Genomic DNA, 23,606 nt, shown 5'->3' on the forward strand with positions numbered 1-23,606 from the left:
TATCTTTGAAAAAAAAGAAGCTGTGCTTTTGAGATTTTATCCTGCATTTCTCTCTCTTGAGAAATTTTGAAGTTTTGATAAGGCTGCCAGAGAGCTTGGGCTCTCCGAATCTGGATTGCGGGCACAAATTGATCTTTTGGAAAAGGAAATCAACACACCTCTTTTTGTGAGATTGCACAACAATTTGTTGATAACAGAGATGGGTAGGCGGCTTGCGCAGGAATGCAAGGACTATGTTTATGAAAAAAATCTTTCATTAAAAAAGGTGTCATTTTTACCAAAAAAAATAACAGTACAACAAACGCTGACAACAGAAAGGCTCTATAGAGCTGATATTGTTGAAATTCTTCTACAGGCTTTCCCAGATTATTCTATCTGCATTAAGCTTTCTGAGGGGCTGCCAGACTTTTCCAATGGTGAAATTGACATGGCGCTTAACTATTTTCATGCTGGACATAATCTAGACATTGAAAGTTTTGTATTAACGCGATTTAAGCTTTTTATGTATGCATCAGAGGATTACCTAAAAAAGGCGCCGCCCCTGGAGCAAGCTTCTGATTTGGGAAGGCATGTACTGGTCGGTTATCAAGGGCATCAAAATTCTGTTCTTGATTTAAATTGGTTTACACGCCTCAATCAACCACAAATTATACCGCTTAATATCATAACAAATTCAACGTTTTCAGTGATATCTATGATTGAGCAAGGAGCTGGTGTTGGCTCTTTTGCAAGTCATGTTTTAAGGTTTTCGAAAAGCAAACTGACGCATGTTTTGCCACAACATGAAGGAAATGGCCATACCTTGTATTGGATGTATAATCGGGCATTAATTGATCCAGAAAAAATGAATTCAATTATTGGCCCACTAAGAAAACTATTCAATTAATTAATTATTAATTAAATATTGATTTTTTAAAAAGCGATCCATATATTTGCAAAAACTATAGAATTACTTATGATGGGCTTCAAAAAAATTATTGCAAATGAGGGTGCTATCCTTATAGGGCCAGACGACCATTTCTTCTCGTATGAAGCGTTAGAAAAAATCCAATTGCTGTTTGATTTTGAAGAGCCAAAATACAAACGCGTTAACAACAGCACAATTGATACCAAGGTTTCGGTATACAATTACAAGCCCAAAACTCCTGTTAGCTCTGACTATACTTGCGCTGCTACAAAAGAGTTGTTTGGAGACGGTTTCTTAGCTTTCATGGGCCAGGTAACGGGTATGGACAGTCCTTATATCGAGCGCCTTCAGGCGCACTATTATATTGGGGGGGATTATATTGCTGCCCACGTTGACCAGGATGCGCAACCCTATGTTAAATATACTTTTATATTGGGGCTAGAAAGTGACTATGACGGCGGTGAACTTGTTGTGCATCATCCAGAAAAAGGATTGATGCCCTACAAAATTGAAAAAAACCACCTTTTGGTATTGGATGCCCGCTACAGGCATGAAGTGGCTGAAATATCCCGAGGAACACGCCACATGATTATTGGATTTATGATGGAGCAATCAAGCATTGGTGTCCCTTATAAGATGAAACTCAATCATGGTCAAAGTGGCTTTAAAGAAGGTGTTTCTTATTAAGGTAAATTCAAAGATGAAATGCAACGCACAATTCAATTGACTAATGTAGCTAGAACACTATAAAAAATTAATATAAATTTAATAAGGTTATTCATGAATAAACAATGGATTACTCTTTTCCTAATAACATTTTCGCTTTCTATCATTGCAATGAATCCAGATGTTGTCCCTGAAAGCAGAGTGCCCCATTGGGTCAACGCCGGGGAAAAATTATTTGAAAAAGCGGAAGATTTTTTGTCTCAAACACAAGAAGAGCGATCCCAAACCTTGGTTGAATACACAAAAATCATCAAATCAACCCTTCCCCCAACACAAGAACAAGAGGAGCACCCGCAATTTCCGACTGGGTGTGCAAAATCAGTCAAATCGATATCCTCTCCAACCCCACATCAATTAATTGATCAGGCTCTTGAACATATAAATTCTCTTTCCCAAGAGGGCCTTCTCAGTAACACTATCGTGTGGTCATATTTTGGCTATTTAGCTGAATTAGGGTCTGAAAAGCCTTTGAGATTATCGGTTTGGTCCCAGCAAACAACACTATACTGTCTACCTTGGGCGGCTGAGTCTGCACAAAGGCTGGAAAAATCTTTTCTCAACAATTTAACACTGAACTTTTCATACAGTGAAGAGGAAGACAAGAGCGCAGAAGTAGAACAACTTCATGCTGCTTTTGATGAAGGCACCTATAAGCCTTTGCTTCTTTTTTCCCCCGATCCAAAAAAAGCAAAACTGGGAATTTTGCCTTTATTAAGGGCGTACGCAAAAGGAGGGGCGCCTGTTGTCCTAACGCCCTATGATCCCTCAATACAAGTACATGCAGGTCGATTTGTTGGTGTTTCTGAGATTATGAATCACGATATCAGTCATTTTTATGCTTTTGAATTGATCTTTGGTAAAGGGCGCTCTCTTGCAAAAGGCGCAGAAGCCTTGTCAGGCTGGGTAGAAACACTGACACCCGCTGCACTCAGCCAAAAAAATATACAACAAGCTCTTATCGGCGCTTTTTTCTTTACTCATGAAGGCTTTTTAGATGACTTTTCACATTTCCCTAGCCAATACTTGCCCGAGAAAATCATAGATGATTTTTTAGGTAAAAATGGCCCGAAAAAGTGTCTTGAGGCACACTGTGAAGGGCTGTGCTTAATGTATTGGGCAGCCCACGACACTACCTTCCAAAGAGTATCATAAACACCAAGTCCAAACGAATTTTTTAAATAGAAATATTGTATTAGAAATTTTCTCTGAAGCCCTTCTGCTAGGTAAAGAAATCGTTTACGATGTGCTAGAAAAAGAGAGCAAAAAAATACAGGAAATAAGAGAACAAAAAAAGAATGGTTACTTTTACTTTACCAGCGAAAGCTCAGATGAAATTGAACTTTCTGCCTTTGTGGCAGCCTCGCTTTCAGAAGCAGAAAAGTTTGTTCAAGAAAGGGGAAAAACAGCTTTTTACATTGAGCAGGACGTTGAGGGGGACTATGATATGAAAAAATTAACATTAGAATCATCCCAAGTGACGGCTAGCCTATTTTTCTCGACGCGTCCCCATTTCAAGCAGGAGGATTTCAAAAAATATGTCTTAGACCATGTAACTCTTTTGCATCTCTGTAACGCTTTGGATCGGTCAGTCAAAGAGCCTTCTGCAAACACGTTTAGAAGCGCAATGGAAAAGGTTTTCGACACTTTTCAGAGAGAGTCTTGTTGGCTTGAGAGAATGCAAGAAATTTAGATATACAGCTAGCTAAGAAAGCTTGAAAAGCTGGGCAGTCGCGCATCAAAGAAGGGTATAACATCTGTGTATTATATATAGCCAGGCAGATGTGGCCATCAAAATCTCACCACCAACGCAATAGAATGCTTGCAGAACGCCGCTCAAAGCTGTTGTAAGTTTCAGGTAGGCGTTAAATACCTTACCTACCGGCCATTGAAAAATGGAATGTATCTCGCTGCCACTTGAATCTTATCATCAGGGCGTGAGTCGCATCCAACACGGTGGGATGATGTTTATTACAAAAGGCCCCGAATCCAAGCGATTTCACATGTCCATTTTCTTCAAGAGCTTTCATAATGGTATAAAAACCTTACGATCTGAGTATAGCTAAAGGATTATTTGATGGTAATTTTAAAAAAAATTTATGGGGCTGGCCTAGATAAATATAGGATATTTATCTAGGCCAGCCTCTCTTATGCAGAGGGTTCAGTTTAATTTTTTCTGATTCTGTTTAAGGCTTTAACCTTGACCAAAGATTTTTTCCTAAAATTTATTTAGTTAGTAAATAGCTCTTTTTTCTTAATTTTTAAGAAATGAATACTTGTTTTGTGCTTTTTTCAGGTAAATATCCCATTGTTTCCCATATAGAACCATGATATACCATGAATTGTGCTAATAAATTAAATACAGAGGTCTATGGTGTCGCTATTTATATCGACTTTTATCAATAAGGTTGATCGTAAAGGACGCGTCTCTGTGCCCGCCTCTTTCCGTGCATCGCTTACTGAGCAAAGCTTTCATGGAATTGTTGTGTTTAAGTCGTATCGCCAAGCGGCTCTTGAAGGAGGTGGTATCAATCGCATGCATCTCTTGAGTGAGCAGGTGGATGATCAACTGGATCTGTTTTCTGAGGCCCAGGATGATATGACGGCCACACTTTTTGCTGACGCGCAACAGCTCGGCTTTGATACCGATGGTCGGGTTATGCTGCCAGAGGATTTTAGAGAGTTTGCGACCATCACCGATTACGCAGCTTTCGTTGGACGGGGGGCGACTTTTCAAATTTGGCAACCAGAGGCATTTAAGGCGCATCAAGACCAAGCCAGAAAAAGACTGCATCAGCGTGGGGCGACATTGAAAATAAAAAATAAAGACTAGAGCATAAAGACATGGTCGAGTTTAAGGGGAGAACACACATGACAGAGATGGAGCAACAGCCTTCTTTGCACAGCCCTGTCATGATAAAAGAAGTTCTTTATGCCATGTCGCCCCGCGCAGATGCAGTTTACGTGGATGGTACATTTGGGAGAGGTGGGTATAGCCGGGCTCTTCTAGAGCAAGAAAAATGCCAAGTGATAGCCATTGATCGCGACCCGGAGGCGCAACCAGCGGCGGATGCGTTGAAAAAGGAGTATGGCGCTCGCTTTCAATTCGTGCGTGGATGTTTTAGCCAGATCCGAGATATCTTAAGAGGGATTGACAAAGAGAGGGTCGATGGCATTGTTCTGGATCTTGGAGTGTCTTCCCCACAACTTGATCAAAGAGACCGTGGTTTTTCCTTTCAAAAAGATGGTCCCCTTGATATGCGCATGAGCCTTGTTGGGCTGACTGCTGCTGAGGTGGTCAATACTTATTCTCAAGAAAAAATCGCTGACATTCTCTATCGTTATGGGGAAGAGAAAAAATCACGTGTTATTGCACGAAAAATCGTTGAAAAGCGGGCACAAAAGCCATTTGAGACAACTATGGAATTAGCTGATTTAATCAGGACGGTTATTCCAGATCATATTGCAGGGCGCATTCACCCAGCAACAAGAACGTTTCAAGCGCTGCGTATCTACGTTAATGAAGAGCTTGAAGAGCTTGAGCAGATTTTAAAGCAAGTTCCGCATTGCCTCAATTCTGGGGGGAGGCTAGTTGTTGTCAGTTTTCATTCTTTGGAAGATCGACTTGTTAAGCGTTTTTTTGCTGAGCACCCACAACATCAATCGCAGCCGAATAGAAACCAACCTTACGTCAATACAAAGAAGCCAGAGTGGTTTTTCACAACCCCAGATCGAAAGGGATTGATAGCGGACGATGCCGAAATCTCTGTTAATCCGCGGGCTCGTTCAGCGCGATTGAGATGGGGTGTGTTTGAGAGAGAGGTGGCCACATGATTTTGAAATACCGCCACCTTAGAATAATTAATTATGTCTCCCTGACGACTATTTTTTTTATCGGCGTGTTTCTTTACAAAACGAGTTATGACGTCCGTTTTTTAAAAGCAGATCACACGCAGATGCAAACAGAAGTGGCTGAAATAATGCAAGCCATGCACGTGCTCAAGGCAGAGTGGTCTTATTTGGATTCACCTGACCACCTTAAGAAATTAAGTCACAAAGTTTTGCCACACAAGCCTGTTCGTGTGATGCAATTAGCTTCATGGAAAAGTTTAGATTCGCGTAGCATGGGCCCTCACACGGTCATTGCATACAAAGGTAAGAAAAAAGGAAGGCCTGTTTAATTGACAACAGCTCATGTAAAATCCACTGCATATCATCGCTTCATGGCACAGAATGATATTCTTTTGAATGATGCGAGCCGTATTTATGTCATTGCTGGCTTTGTTCTTGCTTTGATTTTATTGATTTGTGGCCGATTGTTTTTATTGGTGCAGACAGATCAAGGGTCAAAGTATGCGGCTGTGCGTGACGCGGAGACGGTTTCTTCTCGAAGAAATATTGTTGACCGTAATGGATCTATCCTTGCAACAAATTTGATGACAGGATCTTTATATGCAAACCCCAAAGAGGTGACATCCCCTGTTGATGCGGCCCGAAAAATTAAAACGGTGTTTCCAGATTTAGATAAAAAAAAAATTATAGAAAAGCTTAAGTCCAATAAAAGCTTTGTTTGGATAAAAAGAAACATCACACCGGCCCAACAGCAGAAATTTCTGCAGCTTGGCATTGTTGGGGTTTATATCGAAAAGTCTGAAAAACGCGCCTATATCCACGGGAATACAACAAGCCACCTCCTTGGATTCACATCGATTGATATGCAGGGGCGCTCGGGTGTTGAGCGGTTCTTTGATGATCAACTTGTTGGATCAGGTGATCCGTTGAGGCTTTCGGTAGATATTCGCGTGCAAAATATTGTTCACAATGCATTAAAGGAGGCTGTTGATAAATTCTCAGCTCAGGGTGGGACAGCGGTTATGGTTGACGTTGAGACAGGTGAAGTGATTGCGATGGTTTCGCTGCCAGACTTTGATCCGCATCGGGTAACCAAAGAGTCTCAGAAATTAATGTTCAACATGGCAACACAGGGAATTTATGAACTTGGATCCATCTTTAAGGTTTTTACTGCGGTTGCTGCTTTTGAATCTGGTGCTGTTAAGCTCTCTGATCATTTTGATGCAACAAAAGCTATTAAGATTGGTAAATTTCGTGTGGGCGATTATCGAGGGAAAAATCGATGGTTGTCGGTTCCTGAAATTTTTATTTACTCCTCCAACATTGGTGCCATGAAGATACTTTTGGAAATGGGCAAGGAAAAGCTCTCTGAAGCCTATCATAAGCTCGGTCTATTTGAGCCACTTGTTGGATTTGAATATGGTGAAGTGGCAATGCCTGTTCTGACAGGCCAATGGTCGGAGTCCCGCGCGCTTACAGCGTCTTATGGCTATGGAGTCGCCACAACGCCGCTCCATTTTCTGCGAGCACTCGCTGCTGTTGTCAATGGGGGACGTCTGATTAACTTAAGCTTGATTAAAGGAAATCCAAATAGGATTGAGCAGAATGTGCTCTCTGAAAAAACATCTAAAACTATTAGAAAGTTGATGTATAAAGCAGCACTGCAAGGAACCAGCAGACGCTCCAGGGTCAATGGTTATATGGTGGGTGGCAAGACAGGCTCTGCAAATAAAATCATCAACGGTGCCTATGATAAGAAAAAACACTTAGCAAGTGTTACTGCTATTTTCCCAATGAATAAGCCCAAATATGCCATGTTAATTACCCTGGATGCACCACAAGGAACAAAAGAAACCCATGGATTTTCCGCAGGAGGGTGGACGGCTGCACCTGTGGCAGCACAGATTATTGAAAGGGCTGGGCCGATTTTAGGCGTGCTGCCGGTGGATGAAGAGGATGAGGTGATTCAAAAAGCAATGTATGTAAAGGTGGAATATGATCAACAGAACCGTGCGCTTGGATGATTTACAGAGCGTTCTTGGTTCAGATCATGAGTGCTTTTTATCATCGGCCTCTTCTAAAACTGCAGCGGTTCTTACAGATGTTTTTTTAGACTCAAGAGAGGTTTCCGCTGGATCGGTTTTTATGGCTCTTCCGGGCGCTGAGCTTAATGGGGAAGATTTTGTTGAGGATGCCATTCAAAGAGGGGCCGTTGTTATAATTGCTGACAAGGGTGTGTGTCAGCGACTCTCGGCTTCTCATAAAAATGTGACGTTCATTAGCGTTAAAAATCCGCGTGCATTAGTGGGCACCATTGCTGATCTTTTTTATCCAGAAAAACCCAAGACTTTGGTGGCAGTTACAGGGACCAATGGAAAAAGTTCTGTTGTGGATTTTATCAGACAGTTATGGACATTGTTGGGGATTAAAGCTGCTTCACTTGGGACAATTGGAACGCTGTTTGAGGGAGAGAGGCTTTCTTATGGTTTAACAACCATGGATGCACTTGCGCTGCGGAAAGAGTTTGCGCTGCTAGTTGAAAAAGGTGTTACTCATGTTGCGATGGAGGCGTCCAGTCATGGGCTTGATCAGCAGAGGCTTTGTGGGATTGAAGTAGATATTTCTGCTTTTACAAATATCAGTCATGAGCATTTGGACTATCACAAAAATTTTAAAAACTACCTCGATGCCAAGCTCATGCTTTTTAAAAAGCATACTAAAAAACAGGGATATGCTGTGCTGAATGCAGATTGTGCCCAAATTAAAGCCATCAAAGCAGCATGTGGGCAGCAGCGAATTGTTCTTTTTGGGAGAAATGGTCAAGATCTTTGTATCGAAAAAATTGAGTTTGTGGATAATCTGCAACGCCTCTTTGTTCGATTTTTTGGAAGACAGTATCAAATAGAGTTGCCGTTGATGGGATGGTTCCAGGGCTACAATGTTGTTTGTGCAATAGGAGTCATCATTGCAGGATTTTCGCCAGATGAGCGGCATGAGAAACTTGAAGCATTGATTAAATTGGCGAAACATCTTAAGCCTGTTCCTGGTCGATTGGAGAAAGCAGGATCCTACAATGGCGCAAATATCTACGTTGACTTTGCACATACCCCAGATTCATTGGAGGCGGTGCTGAAAGCTGTTCGGCATCAAACCGATCAACGTATATGCGTTGTCTTTGGGTGTGGAGGCAACCGTGATTCAACAAAAAGAAAATTGATGGGAGAAATTGCAGAAAACGCTGCAGATTATGTTATAATTACAGATGATAATCCAAGGTTTGAAGATCCTGAAAAGATTCGAAAAGCGATCAAAAGGTATTGCCCAAAGGCGCATGAAATAGGGGATCGTCATTTAGCGATTCGTCAAGCGATCATGGATCTCAACCCTGGAGACGTGTTGGTTATTGCAGGTAAAGGGCACGAAACAGGCCAAATTCGGGGGAATCAGGTTTTGCCCTTTAGCGATGTTATAGCTGTTCAAAGTGTGTTGGAGGAAGTTAACAAATGAAATGGGATCAGGCTGATATCTTAAGTGCAACACATGGACGATTACGTGGGCATGACTTTGTTGCGCATGATGTTGCAATTCACACCGATCATGTTCAAAAAGGCAGCATTTATATTGCTCTAAAAGGGGAAAAGTCTGATGGACACTCTTTTATTTCAACGGCCTTTGAGCGGGGGGCTGCTGCAGTTATTGTTGAAGAATTCCAAGAAAACCTGGCGTCACATCATCCTCAAATTATTGTAAAAGACAGCTTGAAAGCGCTGATCGACATGGCGAAATGGCGTCGCGCTGAACTTAAAAACACACGTTTTATTGCCTTGACTGGTAGTGTGGGTAAAACCACAATCCGAATGATGATTGCCAAAGCACTCGAAGCTTATGGATCGGTTTTTACCAGCCAGCAAAATTATAATACACTGATTGGTGTTTCGATTGATCTTTGTCGTTGTCCTCTGGGCGCAAACTTTGCTGTTCTTGAAGTGGGTATGAATAAGCCTGGGGAGATTGATTCGATTGTTCAATTAATACGGCCAAACGTTGCGCTATTAGTAACAGTTGCTGAAAACCATATTGAAGCTTTTGAATCTATCGAAGGTATTGCCTATGAAAAGGCCCAGATTTTTCAAGGGCTTTCGGCAAAAGGCGTTGCTGTTTACAATTTTGATATGCCTTGCTTGCGTCTCATTGCGCCCCTGATTCAAAGGCTTAATCATCGGGTAGGCTTTTCCCGTCAAAATTCTAGAGCAGATGTCTATTTGCAGGAAAGAGAAGATGGCTCTAAATGGATTCGAGTCGGGGGTCAAGAAGTCCAGATAGAATTGAAGGAAATCGGCGATCATCTATATAGCAATGCTTTGGCAGCAGTGAGTGTTGTGCATGCTTTAGGCCTGAAGATAAACGCGGGTGTTCAAAACTTACGAGCGTTTCATTTACCGCAAGGACGCGGGGATGTGAAAGAAGTAAAAATCACAAAAAAAGAAATAATAGCCATTGATCTTATTGATGACAGCTATAATGCCAGTTTCACTTCTACCCAAGCAGCGCTGCGCCGATTAAAGAGTTTGAAAAGCAGGGGGCGCAAACTTTTTGTTTTTGGAGATATGCTTGAGTTAGGCAAAGATGCTCAAGAGTGGCATATGAAGTTAGTCCCAGAAATTATCAACTCAGACATTGAGGGGGTGTTTTGTTGCGGCGTGATGTCCGAAAAATTATTTAGAAATTTGCCTCAAGAAAAACAAGGTCATTGGTGCCCGACAAGTGTTGAACTCCATGAGCCACTTTTATCGTTTCTCAAAGAGGGCGATATGGTTCTTGTTAAAGCATCCAATGGCACTAATATGCGTGCTTTACTGTCTCTGTTAACAATGGAAAAATAATCTATGTTTTATAATCTTTTCTACCAACATTCTGCGGATGTTGTTTCTGGATTTAATATCTTTAAATATATCACGTTTAGAGCAGGTGGCGCCTTTATTACATCTTTATTCTTTGCCCTGATTTTTGGATCTCGATTTATTTCTTTTTTAAAGAAAAAACAAAAAAAAGGCCAACCGATCCGGGATGATGGCCCCCTATCCCACATTGTTGCAAAACAGGGAACTCCCACCATGGGGGGTATTCTTATTTTGATAAGCTTGGTTGTTGGCAGTGTTTTATGGGTTGATTTAACAAACTTCTATTTTTGGACAGTGCTTTTTGTGACGGTTGCATATGGGTTGCTTGGCTTTTGGGATGACTATCTGAAAGTGACGCGACAAAATACGAAGGGGGTATCATTTCGGATGAAAATGAGTATTCAAATTTTGGTGGCCTTAACAGCGCTGCTCCTTTTGCACCTCTATTCCACGAGTCACACTGAGACGAAAATATACTTACCCTATCTGAAGAATCTTGTGATTGATCTAGGGGTATTTTTCTATCTATTTGCGTTTGTGGTGATCATTGGAAGTTCTAATGCGGTGAACTTGACGGACGGATTAGATGGTCTTGCCATCGGACCGGTTATATTTGTGGGGCTGGTTTTTGCTATCTTTTCCTATGTTGCTGGAAACGCTGTTTTTTCCTCTTATCTGTACTTGCCTAATATCGAAGGTGCGGGGGAACTGGCCGTCTTTTTTGGGGCGCTTGTTGGCGCAGGTTTAGGTTTTCTTTGGTTTAATGCTCCGCCAGCTCAGGTGTTCATGGGCGATACAGGCTCTCTGGCTTTGGGGGGTGCTTTTGGGGTGACGAGTGTGATTGTCAAACAAGAATTTATTTTAGCAATAGCAGGCGGGCTGTTTGTCGCAGAGGCTTTGTCTGTGATGATTCAAGTTGCCTACTATAAGGTGACTGGTGGAAAAAGGATTTTTTTGATGGCGCCACTTCACCATCATTTTGAGAAAAAAGGGTGGGCTGAGCCAACAATTGTGATTCGGTTTTGGATTATTTCCATCATCTTGGCTGTTATTGCGCTTTCCTCTCTTAAAATCAGATGATTGCTTCTTTTGAGTCAGATTGTTTTTTTCTCTATGGTCTTGGTAAATCTAACCGAGCTTGCGCAGCTTATTTTGAAAAAAATAACATCGCCTATGTTGCTTGGGATGATCATTTGGCAGCGCGAGAGCAATTTATGGCATCGTTTCCAAACGCGCAACTTAGGGACCTGCACCACCATACTTTTAAGCCAAGTGATGGATTGTTGATTTCACCAGGAATACGCACCACTTTCCCAGTTGAAAATACGGTCTATCATAATGCTCGGCAAGCAGGAGCCTATATTGGGTGTGATGTTGATTTGTTTTTGCGCTTAAATAGCCACAAAATCATTATGGGTGTGACAGGAACCAATGGTAAATCAACAGTCGTTTCTCTTTTGGAGCATGTCTTAAAAGAGCAAGGTTTCTCTGTTGCAGCAGGTGGAAATATTGGCCGGCCGGCCTTTGACCTGCCTGAAAGCGATGTGTACGTGATGGAGCTTTCCTCCTTTCAGCTGGCGTTGATGCATGAAAAATCTTTGGACGCCGCCTTGATTATTAATATTAAACCAGATCATTTAGATCATCATGGGTCATTTGAGGCCTATGCGTTGGCCAAGTTAAAAATATATGATTTGGGTAAGCCAGGCTGTTTTTCTTTATATGGTGAGGATTCTTTGCCGAGGGATCTGCCGCTCAACAACTCAGTTCAGCATCGATGTGATTTTGAGGAACAGCAAAAGGAATTAGCAGCAGAGCTAATAGCTGCAAACCTAGGCCAGTATCAAGCACCGAAAAGATTTGAAAATGCTCTTTGCGCCTATTTGGCATTGAATGCTTTGTTTCAAATGTCCGTTAAAGATTTTGGAGCCGCGCTGAAAACGTTTTCTGATTTACCCCATCGACAACAGGTGGTGAAACAGCATCAAAACGTTGTGTTTATCAACGATAGCAAGGCAACCAATTGCGCCTCTGCTTTAGCAGCTGTATCGTCTTTTGAGGCCATCTATTGGATTGTAGGGGGTATTTTTAAGGAAAGTGTTGCTGACTTAGAGATTTTTAAGCCGTATAAAGATCGTATCGTTAAGATGTACTGTTATGGCCAAAACGCGGATATTTTTTATAAATTTGGTCAACAGCTCAATCAGTCGGTTGAGCGCTACCCAGATCTACTTGCAGCTGTGTCATCTGCTGCTTTTGATGCGATGCAAGCCGGGGTGGGTGTTGTGCTTTTATCTCCGTGTTGCAGTTCATTTGATCAATTTAAAAACTTTGAAGAGCGCGGAAATATGTTTGCCCAAATCGTTCAAGCGCTTGATATAAATAGAGATAAAAAATGAGTGTGGTTTTTTCAAGAACAGATAAAAGTATGGTCAGCCAATGGTGGTGGACTGTGGATCGAAGCCTCTTAGCTTCGGCTTTAGCCTTGATGGCGATTGGTATTTTTTTAGGCTTTTCTGCCAGCCCTGTGGTCGCCAAACGAATTGGGGCGGACCCATACTTTTTTGTTTATCGGCACTTGGCTTATGTTTTGCCGTCTATACTCTTGATGATATTTTTTTCGATGCTGTCGGTGCGCGCCATGCGCTTGATGTGTTGGGTTGGATTCTTGGCTGCGTTTGTTTTATTGGTCATGACCCCTTTTATCGGTAAAGAAATTAAAGGAGCCGTTAGATGGATCCATGTTTCCTTTTTTTCCTTGCAGGTGACCGAAATTTTAAAGCCTTTTTATGGCATCGTGACTGCTTGGATTTTGTCAAAAAACTGGTTTCAAGATCAATTTCGAACGTGGGCTTTTTCAGCGCTGCTCACGATTTTAATTGTTTTTTTCATTATGCTCCAGCCTGACTTTGGTATGAGCTTTGTGATTGCGGCCGTTTGGTGTGTGCAAATTTTTATTTCAGGTCTGCCTTTAATCTGGGTTGCCGTTATTGCTGTGGGGGCTTTGACTTCTGTTGTAATCATCTATACCATTTTTGACCATGTTGCTAGCCGGATAGATCGTTTTCTTGGGCTTTCACAGCAAGCAGATCTCTATCAAATTCAACAGTCACTGCAGTGTATTAAGAATGGAGGCTTTTTTGGCACCGGTCCTGGCGAGGGGCATTTTAAAATGTTCTTACCAGATGCACATGCTGACTTTATTTTTGCCGTTGCCATTGAAGAATTTGGTGTGATTATTGGAATAGTTATCCTTCTTTTATTTATTTTTATTTTTACTAAGGCATTTTTTTGTTATCTAAAAGACGACAGCAAATTCCGTCAACTGGCCTTGGTCGGCATTATTATGCAATATGCAATACAGATGATTGTAAATATCTCTTCAACATTAAGTTTGATCCCAACAAAAGGGATGACGCTGCCGTTCATTAGTTATGGTGGCTCTTCGTTGTTAGGGGTTTCAATTGGGATGGGGATTTTGTTATGCTTGACTCGGCAGAGGCGCGCTGATCAATGACAAATAACTCACTATCACCTGTGAATAAACGGATACTGCTGGCAACAGGGGGATCGGGCGGTCATGTGTCGCCGAGTCTTGCTTTGGCTAAGGCGTTGATTAATCAAGGTTATCAAGTTGGGTTGATTCATGACACAAGAACAGCCCATTTGATTGAGGGTGTCTTAGATGTTCAAACCTATGAAATGGCCATCAAAAGACGCAAGCCTGGATTTGTCGGAAAGCTTATGTTTGCCTGGCAACTTTTAAAAGGAACTTATAGCGCTCATCAAGCCTTGAGAAAATTTAAGCCTGATTTAATCATTGGCTTTGGCGGATATGCATCCTTTCCAGCGGTATTGTTGGCAATGATTAGAGGAATGCCTTTGGTTGTTCATGAACAGAACGCTGTGTTGGGGCAGGTGAATCGATTTGCAGCACGTTCATCTCTTTTTGTGGCGGTTTCATTTCCTGGGACAGGGCGGATTCCACCCAAGGATCAGCATAAAGAATTGTTTGTTGGCAATCCGGTGCGAAAAGATTTTGATGATCTGATCTCAGTGCCTTATAAAACGCCCAAAGATGGTGAAAAAATATCTCTATTTATTACAGCGGGGAGTCAAGGATCTGCCTTTTTTGATCAGGTGATTTCTATGGGGCTGACGCTTCTTCCTGCTGAAATTCGTCGATGCCTAAGTGTTACGCAACAAGTGCGTGCGGAAAACCTGAAGGCTGTTGAGGCGCTATATAAAGATCACGATATCCAAGCAGACCTGGCGCCTTATTTTCAAGACATCCCTCAATGTCTTTCTCAAGCACATTTGGTTGTCGCGCGCAGTGGTTCAAGTACCCTTTTTGAATTGCTCACTCTTGGACGCCCTGCAGTTGTCATTCCTTTAAAATCATCTAAAGACAATCATCAATATGAAAATGCCCAAGCTTATCAAAAAATGGGTGCGGGCCTATTATTGGAGCAACACGAGCTATCTGGAGAGAAGGTGGCAAAAGCTATGGTTTCATTGCTTTTATACCCACACTTACTTGAGCGTATGCATCAAAATGCCACGAGAAAGAGACAGGTGAATGCCGCTGAGAAATTGACTGCCGCTATTTCTGAGGTTTTGAGAAAAAAGGATATCATCGGAAATGCTTAATATTTCACCCCTGACCATTGGAAAAATTCATATCATTGGGATTGGTGGTATTGGCATGAGCGGTATTGCAAAGGTGCTCTCTCATATGGGGTATCAGGTTCAAGGGAGTGATCAACACCAAAGTACGAATATTGATCGGCTTGAAGAAAAAGGCATTCACGTTTTTATTGGCCATGATCAAAGAAACATTACTTCGGATATAGAAGTGATTGTTTACTCGAGTGCCGTGAATCAAAACAATCCTGAACTCATTGCTGGAAAAGAACGGGGTATCCCCCTTTTAAAGCGTGCGGAGATGCTCTCGGAGCTGATGCGGTTTTACCATACTGTTGCGATTTCAGGTAGTCACGGTAAGACAACAACAACATCTTTAATTGGACACGTTCTGAAAGATATTCACCCAACGGTGATTAATGGCGGTGTTGCGAATACCGATGGCTCCAACGTCCAAATTGGCTCGGGTTCTTGGATGGTTGTTGAGGCTGATGAGTCGGATGGAACCTTTGTCAGGGTGCCAGCAACTGTAGGTGTGGTGACAAATATTGATGCTGAACATCTGGAATTTTATGGAAGTTTTGACGCTGTTATTGAGCATTTTCGACACTTTATTGAAGGGGTGGCTTTTTATGGTTTTGCCGTTTTGTGCTTTGACCATCCTGTGGTTCGACGGTTGGCCGAAGAAACGGTTGATACGCGTGTCGTGACTTATGGGTTTGACGAGGGAGCTGATTATCAGGTTTACAACCTACGTTCGTCTGCTGAGGGAACTGTGTTTAATGTGAGAGCCACAAAGTCTAATTCAGAAATGATGGATGTTTTTGTTCCTCTTCACGGCCGCCATAATGCTTTGAATGCTTTGGCAGCCATTGTTGTGGCGCTTAAGTTGCGCATTTCACCCGAGAGCATTAGGGGCCAACTGAGTCACTTTAAAGGCGTGCGCCGCCGATTTAGTTTGGCGGGAGAGGTAAATGGTATTCAGTTTATTGATGATTATGCTCATCACCCGGTTGAGATCCAGGCGGTGTTGGAAACAGCACGACCTTTGGTCTCGGGAAAATTGATCGTCGTTTTTCAGCCTCATCGATATAGCCGACTCAATGCCTTTTTCGAGGATTTTATCCACTCCACGCGTGGGTGTGATTTTTTGTTTGTTTTACCTGTCTATGCAGCGGGTGAAGAGAAAGGGTCGCAAAAAGATCATCATGACTTTCTAGAATCATATCGATCAAAGGGTCAGGCTTCTTGTCGCTTGGTTGAGTCAAGGGCTGGCTTGACAGCTGACTTGGGTCGACTCTCTTTAGAAGAAGGATCGATGGTTTTATTTTTAGGGGCTGGCGACGTGACCAAGTGGGCGTATGAAGTCCCCCCTCTTTTTCAAGAGTATTTGGAGAGAAAATGATCTTGAATCCATTTTTTGATGCTTTTAAATCGGGATGTCGCTTTAACACCCCCCTGGCATCTATGGTTTGGTTTCAGGTGGGTGGACAAGCGCAAGTAATCTTCAAGGCTCAAGATCGAGAGTCTCTTCAAGCATTTGTCTCTGCCTGTCCCAGAGATATCCCCTTATTCCCACTGGGCGGTGGATCAAATTTATTGATTCGGGATGGGGGGCTTAGTGGTGTTGTTATTCGACTGGGCCGTGCCTTTACAGCGGTTGAGTTTGAGGGATGTACTGTCCGCGTAGGAGCTGGTGCGTTAGACCGGACAGTTGCTTTGATGGCGGCAGAACGAGGCTTAACGGGGCTTGAATTCTTATCAGGCATTCCTGGAACAATAGGCGGCGCTGTTAAGATGAATGCAGGTGCTTACGGGCATGAGGTTAAGGATATATTGGTGAGCTGTGTGACCCTGAACCGCCAAGGTATCATTCAAGAAAAAAAAGGCCTGGACTTAGGTTTTGAATATCGCAAGAGTACGATTGAGCCCGATGAAATTGTTTTGGAAGCCACATTTAAAGCACGTCAGGGATCTAAGGAAACGTCCCTAGAAGAGATCGCCCATATTCAAAAGATGCGTGTCTCATCACAGCCTGTTAAAGGGCAAACGGGGGGCAGCACCTTTAAAAACCCCCCTGGACAGAGTGCTTGGAAACTGATTGATGAAGCGGGATGTCGCGGCCTTCGTTTTGGCAAAGCGCAAGTTTCAGAGAAGCATTGTAATTTCCTGCTGAATACAGGGGGAGCAACAGCCTATGAAATTGAAACCCTAGCGGAAGAGGTGCGGCGTCAGGTTTTTGATCGAACACAAATTTTGTTAGAATGGGAAATCAAGCGAATCGGCATGATGGCACCAAAACAGGAGAATGGTTCAAGGTAATATGCGCATTCATCACCAAAATAACACACGGCCTAAACGATCTTTGCCCAAAAGGCTGTCAAAAAAGTTTTGGCTTTATCTTGTTATAGGCTGCTTGGTTTTGGCAACGCTGGCATTTATTTGGCGTAAGTTGGATGCTTGGGGACATCAGCTTGACGTTTTTATGAACAAGCTACAAAGACAGACAGGGTTTGTGGTGGAAGAGGTGTTGGTGGACGGCCGGCAAAAGACGGATAAAAACCATCTGCTAAAAACGGCAAAAATTCATCTTAAAAGACCAATTTTATCTTTGCCCTTGTCCGAGGTGCATGATCGCATTCAGTCACTTCCTTGGGTTCATGAAGCAGGGGTTGAGCGCCATTTGCCTGATACCATTTTGATTCGACTCAAAGAACATGTACCGTTTGCTTTATGGCAGGCAGGTCAAAAAGTCTCCCTTATCTCAAGCGACGGAAAAGAAATACGAATCGAAAATCCAGATCATTATGCGGGGCTACCTAAGGTCGTTGGCGTGGGCGCTTTAGCACAAGCCAAGCCTTTTTTAGTCACGTTAGAAAAATACCCTAAAGTGTGGAAAAACTTCCACTATGCACAATTTGTTGGCAAGAGAAGATGGACTATCTTTTTGAAAAACAACCTGAAAACACGGATAGACCTCCCTGAAAAAAATTATGTCAGTGCGCTGGAGAGGCTACAAAAGTATGAAAAAAAGCATAAGGCGACTGAACGTTTTAAGCACATCGACCTACGCTTAAAAGATAAAGTCATTGTGAAAAAATAACATGAGTAATACAGAGCATTTCACCCGACACATCCAAGCAATCATTGACATAGGCGCCAGCAAGATTACCTGTGCCATTGGTTCCTATGATCCGATGCATAAAAAACTGGTAATCCGGGGCGCTCAGCAAACGGCAAGCCGGGGTTTGCATAAAGGTCAGGTGGTTGATGCCGATGCTTTGGAGAGCGCTCTTTTAAGATGTGTGAGCCAGGCTGAACAAGAGTATGGCGAGCCGATTAAATCTGTTGCGATTAACGTGGCTAACGTTGAGCTGATATCAGAATGGGTTCAAGTTCAGCAAGTGCTCTCGGGACGGGTGGTTGATGAAACCCATCTCGTTAGACTTTATGACATTGAATTAACTCTCCCAGCAGAGCGAGATTTTGATCTTCTTTACGCACAAGAACTTGCCTTATCCATCGATATGCAAAAGATCAACGGCTCCCCGATTGGACTCTCAGGACAGATGCTTGCTGGTGTGTTTCATGTTATGACGGCTAAACGTGACTTGTTGAAATCACTGAGGACGGTTGTTCGGCGTTGTCACTTGAAGGTTGAAGGGCTTTATTTCACTGGCATGGCCTCTGGGTTAGCTACGGCTTCTTATGATGAGCGTATGCAAGGGGTGACAACCATTGATATTGGCGCTGACCAAACCTGTGTTGCCATGTTCCACAAAGGAAAATTTGTGTTTGGAAGCGTGATTCCCATCGGGGGTAACCATATTACGCGGGATATTGCCCAGGCGTTTGGGATGCGCTTTGAATCAGCTGAGCGGATTAAAAACTTATATGGCAGTTTGGTTGTTTCCCCTGCAGATCGCACAGAAAAAATTTATCCCACCGGGGGAGAAGTGGGAGCAAAATCAATTACCAAAGCTGACTTGATTGAAGTGATCTATTATCGCGCGCAAGAAATTTTTATGATGGTGCGACAAAAAGTACAAGGCCAACGGCTAGAGAGTACGGCCGGATGTCGATATGTGATTACGGGGGGGAGCTGTCAACTTCCGGGTATGCGCGAACTGGGGAATCGATTGCTTGAAAAGCCTGTGCGTGTGGGCCGGCCTTTGGCCGTTTCTGGCGCCGTATCTCTGAGTCAAAGCCCTGCGTCAGCAACGGCGGTTGGATTGCTCTATGCTGCTTTATTAGATTCAAAAAAAGGCGCTCATCAAGAGAAAAAGTGGCACAAGCGAATCGGGGCTTGGATCAAAGAAAATTTATAGTAAACTACAAAAATGATAAGGATTAAAAATGGCTGATTTAAATCACATAGATAATACAAAACCAAGAATTACGGTCATTGGTATTGGCGGAGCCGGCGGGAATGCCGTTAACAACATGATCCGTGCAAACTTGGAAGGCGTTGACTTTTTAGTTTGTAATACAGATGCACAAGCTTTGCGGGAGTCCTTGGCAGAGAAAAAAATCCAAATTGGGAATGACACAACTCAAGGATTAGGCGCAGGATCAAAACCTGATATGGGCCGGGTTTCTGCTGAAGAAGATATCGAAGAGGTTATGAAGCATATTAAAGGGTCTCATATGCTTTTTGTGACAGCTGGTATGGGAGGCGGTACCGGAACAGGCGCTGCTCCTGTGATTGCTAAAGCAGCGAGAGAAATGGGCGTTCTCACCATTGGTGTGGTAACAAAGCCTTTCAATTTTGAAGGCATCCACCGTATGAAAACAGCGGAACGGGGCATTGAAGAAATTCAAAATTGCGTGGATACCTTGATTGTGATTCCTAACCAAAACTTATTTCGCTTGGCAACGGATACCACAACCTTTGCCGATGCTTTTAATATGGCTGATAATGTCCTGCATTCCGGTGTTCGGGGTGTGACGGATTTAATGATCATGCCGGGATTAATCAACTTGGATTTTGCCGACGTTAAAACGGTGATGAGCGAAATGGGTAAAGCCATGATGGGTACGGGAGAAGCGGAAAATGAAAATCGTGCCATTGAAGCAGCAGAAGCAGCGATAGCGAATCCTCTTTTGGATGAAGTATCCATGCGCGGTGCTAAAGGTGTTTTGATTAACATCACGGGTGGATTAGACATGACGTTATTTGAGGTGGACGAAGCCGCAAATCGGATTCGGGAAGAAGTAGATGAGGCAGCAAATATTATTTTTGGTTCTACTTTTGATGAGAAAATGAGTGGCCGGATGCGTGTGTCAGTTGTGGCAACGGGGATCAACGCTAAGCCAAGTGTTAAAAAAGCTTTTGGTGAACAAATGAGCTTTTTGAAGCAGACAAAAGAATCTCATGAAGAGGAGGCGGGGCAAAGACAGTCTGTTGCTTCAGCGGCGCCCGAAATGGCACCCTATGAATTTGGGGAGTCGAATGCGCCTACAACAGATGGATCTTCATCTCTAGATCGCTTTCCTGGCAATGAATCTGGAGACAACGGTGCGTATGAACCGTTGAAGACAGCACCGTTTTCAGAAGAGCCTGCCCCATTGACGCGTAAGAAAAAATCATTTTTTGAGCGCTGGGGATTCGGTAAAAAGCGTAGCGAAGATAGGCAGGACCCACAACCAGCGCCCCGGCCTTCTCCCAAGGCGGCCAGACCTTCTGATGATGAAAGGCTTGAAGAGCGTCCAGAGGATCAATTAGGGCAGGCCCCGTATGAAACCATGTTTGATCAGGGACGTGGTCAAGAAGGCGGTAAGCCAGAGGATGATTTGGATATCCCCGCATTCTTGCGTGCTAAGAAAAAGAAGTGATTAGGTGTAGCGGTATGAGATTCTCACGCTTGCGTTGCAAAGCCGCGGAAGCTGAGAGTCCCCTAGGGTATTTGATATCCTGAAAAAATGTAGTACCATAAAACCAATATTTTGAGCTTGCACTATGATTATCAGCTGCCCGTGTTGTGAAAAAAAGTTTCAAGTCCCTGACGATCAGGTGGCAGATAAAAAAGCGGTGAGGCTGCGGTGCTCTTCTTGCCAACATCTATGGATACATCAATTTAATAATCAAAATGAGCGAGCTTCATCTGCGCGGCCCGACGGTGATCCAAAAGAATGTACCACGCTTGACTCTCACTCCTTTGAGGAGCCGCTTAGAGTTGCTCAGCCCGGCCCCACGCCAGTTGCTTATAAAGTATCTTCAACACAAAAACGCTTGGTTTGGAGCCTTTATCTTGCCATTTCCCTGTTAATTATGATGCCGATTTTGGTGTTGATGCGATACCATATTGTTCATGCCATCCCCCAAGCTGAGGTTGCTTATGAAGCTTTAGGACTTGAAGTGAATACGCGCAATGAGTTTTTTAGTTTTCACGATGTCACCTTTAGAAAACTGGGAACCGACGCGGGTGATAAATTGGTTATTCGGGGTAAAATCAAGTACCAGCCCCCTGAGCAAGAAGCGCGTATGGTGCCGCGGGTGCGGGTAACTGTTTATGGCAAAGCAGATTGCGGCAAACAAGCCTGGTGGGATAAAAAAAATTTCGGCGCTAATCATTTCTTAGAGCGTGGATTATGCGTTTTAGATTCTTGGACATTCTCTACAAAAGATAATCTGGCTTTGCCGGGTGAGGTGATTCCTTTTGAAAAAGAAAAGCTCTATGCCTCGGAAGCAATCATGCCGTCTGAGATTAACCTGCAATTTGAGCGACAGTCTTAAGACGCTCCTAAACAGATTGTGACTTTTAAGGAAGTGATCTTTACTTCAGTATTTTTAAATACATAAATATTACATCTTCTTTATTGATGCATCTTCCTTTTACTTTTGGCGACTATTTTATAAAATAAGTAAAAAAGGGAGGTAAGGATGTTGCGTTTGAAAAGTACAATGATCATGGTGGTGCTATTAGGGACGCCCCAGCAAGAAGTGAAAGCAGCCTGGCCAGAGATAGGGGACGGTGAAAATGAAGGTGGGAGACGATATGCTTCAGCACACTGGCAAGCAGGCTTGCAACGGTTTCAGACAACAGCCAAAAGGTTTGTTCAAAATTTCCCGGTTTTAGAGATTATTAAGAGTACACACCAATTTTCACGGCAGATGCTGCCAGTTCTTAAACGTTTTCCTATAGCTGTTTCAGCTGAACTTTTTGGGGCTTATTTAAGAGCGAAATATATCGATGATCATACGCACTTTCGTGCGGGCGCCGTCCAATACTTTCACCCACCAGCTCGGGTTCGTCGATGGTCTCAAGAATATTTTGATCATACTACAGGGCTTTTTGGATTGAGCACTCAAGAGCTGATCACCCATTTTTCTTTTGAGCCGTTCCAATATCCTGAATCTGAGCATAGAGATAAAGATATTCAAAAGGCCTATGGATATTTACCCTATGACTTGATGAGAGATTTGCATCAACAAGAAATCAATAAAGCGATCAATGAGTTGGGTGCTCATCAAAGAGTCGATGTTGACTCAATGCGGTTGAAGGTGCGGCAAAATAGCCGTGAACAGTTAGGCATTATTTTTGAGGAGGTCTCTAGGGAAAATTTGACCGATGCCGTGTGTGATGTTTGGGCAGAACTTCATTTTTCTGCCATAGAGACACACCAGGAAATGGCCTGTAAGTTAACACGGTTTTTTTTGAAAATTAAGGATGAAGATTCCATTGCCCCTTTGCAGAGAGCTGTTGCCTTACAAGCGGCAGGGTATTATGGCTTAGCGCATCAAAAAACCAGAGATTTAGAAGCAAAGAGAGATTTTCAGGCCTCACAAAAGAGATTGATGGCGTGGGGGCAAGCATTATCAAACAAATCCTGAATTGAGTAAGGTTCATATTGCCTGAGATGTTTACTTAATATAAAAAAATTTTATTCGATTATTAAAAACAAGATGTAGGAGAAGTAAAAATGAGAATTGTATTTTCTTTCTTGGTGTTGACTAAGTTTCTAACCATGTCAGTGGTGGCGATGCCCGATATGAATGACGAGAGAACTGAAGAAGGACAGCCTGTCAGGAAGGTGCTACACCCACCTAAAATTTTAGAAATTAAAAGTTATATGGGCCGGCAAGCGGCGATTTTTTTTCAATCTGAACCTCAACACGTTGTGATTAATGAATCTGTTCTTTCCCAAGGAATTTTTCCGGTAATTGAGAGGTGTATTCAAAGGGTTCGAGCCTCTCCAGAAGTACAGCGGGGCTATCAACAGGAATTGATGGCAGGTCGTAATCCCTTTGATCAGGAAAGTATTTATCAAAGGGTGCGGGCAGCAGTGTTGCAAAAAAGAGGGGTTGGTGTAGGGCTTGGACAGGGCAAAAATGCGGGAAAATTGTGTTTTATTTGCCCCTATAATGTTGATAAATCACCGCTTTTCTTTGAAGAAGCAACGGAGCAAGAAGTGGAGGCAATGAAACAGTCGCGCCTGGATGATTTAGATCCAGAGCTTTTTACGATTGCTCAATTTGTAGTTTCTAAAAACCAGCCACCCTTGGCTTTTAAGCTTTCCGTTTCTGGTCTCAGAGAGCACTCAAGGCATTGAACATAGCGCTTCTTTCATAAACACTC

22 protein-coding genes are annotated in these 23,606 nt (G+C 43.0%); all 22 read left to right on the plus strand.

The annotated features are described in order from the left end of the window. Positions 1 to 115: 115 nt before the first annotated feature. The 22 genes from C0582_02090 (at position 116) to C0582_02195 (ending at position 23,580) form a co-directional block, all read left to right on the plus strand. Positions 116 to 886 (plus strand): hypothetical protein, encoded by a 771-nt coding sequence (locus tag C0582_02090; protein PLX30003.1) that lies wholly within the window; start codon positions 116 to 118, stop codon positions 884 to 886. 69 nt (positions 887 to 955) lie between these two features. Then, a complete protein-coding gene (locus tag C0582_02095) occupies positions 956 to 1,594 on the plus strand; it encodes a hypothetical protein (protein PLX30004.1) in 639 nt (212 codons plus the stop codon). A 93-nt stretch (positions 1,595 to 1,687) separates the two neighbouring features. After that, the gene (locus tag C0582_02100; GenBank protein PLX30005.1) at positions 1,688 to 2,785 is read left to right on the plus strand and encodes a hypothetical protein; all 1,098 of its coding nucleotides are present in this window, start codon (positions 1,688 to 1,690) and stop codon (positions 2,783 to 2,785) included. Between the two features lie 91 nt (positions 2,786 to 2,876). Then, complete coding sequence (locus tag C0582_02105; protein ID PLX30006.1) at positions 2,877 to 3,323, plus strand: hypothetical protein; 447 nt, start codon at positions 2,877 to 2,879, stop codon at positions 3,321 to 3,323. A 681-nt stretch (positions 3,324 to 4,004) separates the two neighbouring features. After that, positions 4,005 to 4,463, plus strand: coding sequence for a transcriptional regulator MraZ (locus tag C0582_02110; GenBank protein PLX30056.1), 459 nt, complete (start codon positions 4,005 to 4,007; stop codon positions 4,461 to 4,463). Between the two features lie 47 nt (positions 4,464 to 4,510). Beyond that, entirely contained in the window at positions 4,511 to 5,464 is a 954-nt protein-coding gene (locus C0582_02115; GenBank protein ID PLX30057.1) for a 16S rRNA (cytosine(1402)-N(4))-methyltransferase, read from the plus strand. Continuing rightward, the gene (locus tag C0582_02120; GenBank protein ID PLX30007.1) at positions 5,461 to 5,811 is read left to right on the plus strand and encodes a hypothetical protein; all 351 of its coding nucleotides are present in this window, start codon (positions 5,461 to 5,463) and stop codon (positions 5,809 to 5,811) included. Before C0582_02115 ends, C0582_02120 begins: the two co-directional genes overlap by 4 nt. Further along, the gene (locus C0582_02125; protein PLX30008.1) at positions 5,812 to 7,506 is read left to right on the plus strand and encodes a penicillin-binding protein; all 1,695 of its coding nucleotides are present in this window, start codon (positions 5,812 to 5,814) and stop codon (positions 7,504 to 7,506) included. It abuts the gene before it with no gap. Further along, a complete protein-coding gene (locus C0582_02130) occupies positions 7,478 to 8,989 on the plus strand; it encodes a UDP-N-acetylmuramoyl-L-alanyl-D-glutamate--2,6-diaminopimelate ligase (GenBank protein ID PLX30009.1) in 1,512 nt (503 codons plus the stop codon). The genes C0582_02125 and C0582_02130 overlap by 29 nt, the downstream gene beginning before the upstream one ends. Continuing rightward, a complete protein-coding gene (locus C0582_02135; protein ID PLX30010.1) occupies positions 8,986 to 10,365 on the plus strand; it encodes a hypothetical protein in 1,380 nt (459 codons plus the stop codon). Before C0582_02130 ends, C0582_02135 begins: the two co-directional genes overlap by 4 nt. 3 nt (positions 10,366 to 10,368) lie before the next feature. Continuing rightward, positions 10,369 to 11,463: a phospho-N-acetylmuramoyl-pentapeptide-transferase gene (locus C0582_02140; GenBank protein ID PLX30011.1), complete on the plus strand. Its 1,095-nt coding sequence runs from the start codon at positions 10,369 to 10,371 to the stop codon at positions 11,461 to 11,463. Further along, a complete protein-coding gene (gene murD / locus C0582_02145) occupies positions 11,460 to 12,782 on the plus strand; it encodes a UDP-N-acetylmuramoyl-L-alanine--D-glutamate ligase (GenBank protein ID PLX30012.1) in 1,323 nt (440 codons plus the stop codon). Before C0582_02140 ends, murD begins: the two co-directional genes overlap by 4 nt. Next, positions 12,779 to 13,900 carry a cell division protein FtsW gene (locus C0582_02150; protein ID PLX30013.1) on the plus strand — a complete coding sequence of 374 codons (1,122 nt, stop codon included), beginning with the start codon at positions 12,779 to 12,781 and terminating at the stop codon, positions 13,898 to 13,900. The genes murD and C0582_02150 overlap by 4 nt, the downstream gene beginning before the upstream one ends. Continuing rightward, on the plus strand, positions 13,897 to 15,033 hold the full coding sequence (locus C0582_02155; protein ID PLX30014.1) for a UDP-N-acetylglucosamine--N-acetylmuramyl-(pentapeptide) pyrophosphoryl-undecaprenol N-acetylglucosamine transferase: 1,137 nt from the start codon (positions 13,897 to 13,899) through the stop codon (positions 15,031 to 15,033). The genes C0582_02150 and C0582_02155 overlap by 4 nt, the downstream gene beginning before the upstream one ends. Beyond that, complete coding sequence (locus C0582_02160) at positions 15,026 to 16,432, plus strand: UDP-N-acetylmuramate--L-alanine ligase (GenBank protein ID PLX30015.1); 1,407 nt, start codon at positions 15,026 to 15,028, stop codon at positions 16,430 to 16,432. The genes C0582_02155 and C0582_02160 overlap by 8 nt, the downstream gene beginning before the upstream one ends. Further along, positions 16,429 to 17,349: a UDP-N-acetylenolpyruvoylglucosamine reductase gene (locus C0582_02165; GenBank protein ID PLX30016.1), complete on the plus strand. Its 921-nt coding sequence runs from the start codon at positions 16,429 to 16,431 to the stop codon at positions 17,347 to 17,349. The genes C0582_02160 and C0582_02165 overlap by 4 nt, the downstream gene beginning before the upstream one ends. Continuing rightward, positions 17,336 to 18,130 carry a hypothetical protein gene (locus C0582_02170; GenBank protein PLX30017.1) on the plus strand — a complete coding sequence of 265 codons (795 nt, stop codon included), beginning with the start codon at positions 17,336 to 17,338 and terminating at the stop codon, positions 18,128 to 18,130. The genes C0582_02165 and C0582_02170 overlap by 14 nt, the downstream gene beginning before the upstream one ends. A gap of 1 nt (position 18,131) precedes the next feature. Further along, positions 18,132 to 19,355 (plus strand): cell division protein FtsA, encoded by a 1,224-nt coding sequence (ftsA, locus tag C0582_02175; protein ID PLX30018.1) that lies wholly within the window; start codon positions 18,132 to 18,134, stop codon positions 19,353 to 19,355. A gap of 28 nt (positions 19,356 to 19,383) precedes the next feature. After that, complete coding sequence (locus tag C0582_02180) at positions 19,384 to 20,862, plus strand: cell division protein FtsZ (GenBank protein ID PLX30019.1); 1,479 nt, start codon at positions 19,384 to 19,386, stop codon at positions 20,860 to 20,862. A gap of 124 nt (positions 20,863 to 20,986) precedes the next feature. Beyond that, entirely contained in the window at positions 20,987 to 21,763 is a 777-nt protein-coding gene (locus C0582_02185; GenBank protein PLX30020.1) for a hypothetical protein, read from the plus strand. Positions 21,764 to 21,910: 147 nt separating this feature from the next. After that, the gene (locus tag C0582_02190) at positions 21,911 to 22,861 is read left to right on the plus strand and encodes a hypothetical protein (GenBank protein ID PLX30021.1); all 951 of its coding nucleotides are present in this window, start codon (positions 21,911 to 21,913) and stop codon (positions 22,859 to 22,861) included. Positions 22,862 to 22,950: 89 nt separating this feature from the next. Beyond that, positions 22,951 to 23,580 (plus strand): hypothetical protein, encoded by a 630-nt coding sequence (locus C0582_02195; protein PLX30022.1) that lies wholly within the window; start codon positions 22,951 to 22,953, stop codon positions 23,578 to 23,580. Positions 23,581 to 23,606: the final 26 nt, after the last annotated feature.

This window comes from Alphaproteobacteria bacterium (genome assembly GCA_002869105.1).
In the GTDB taxonomy this organism is placed as follows: Bacteria; Pseudomonadota; Alphaproteobacteria; order UBA7879; family UBA7879; genus UBA7879.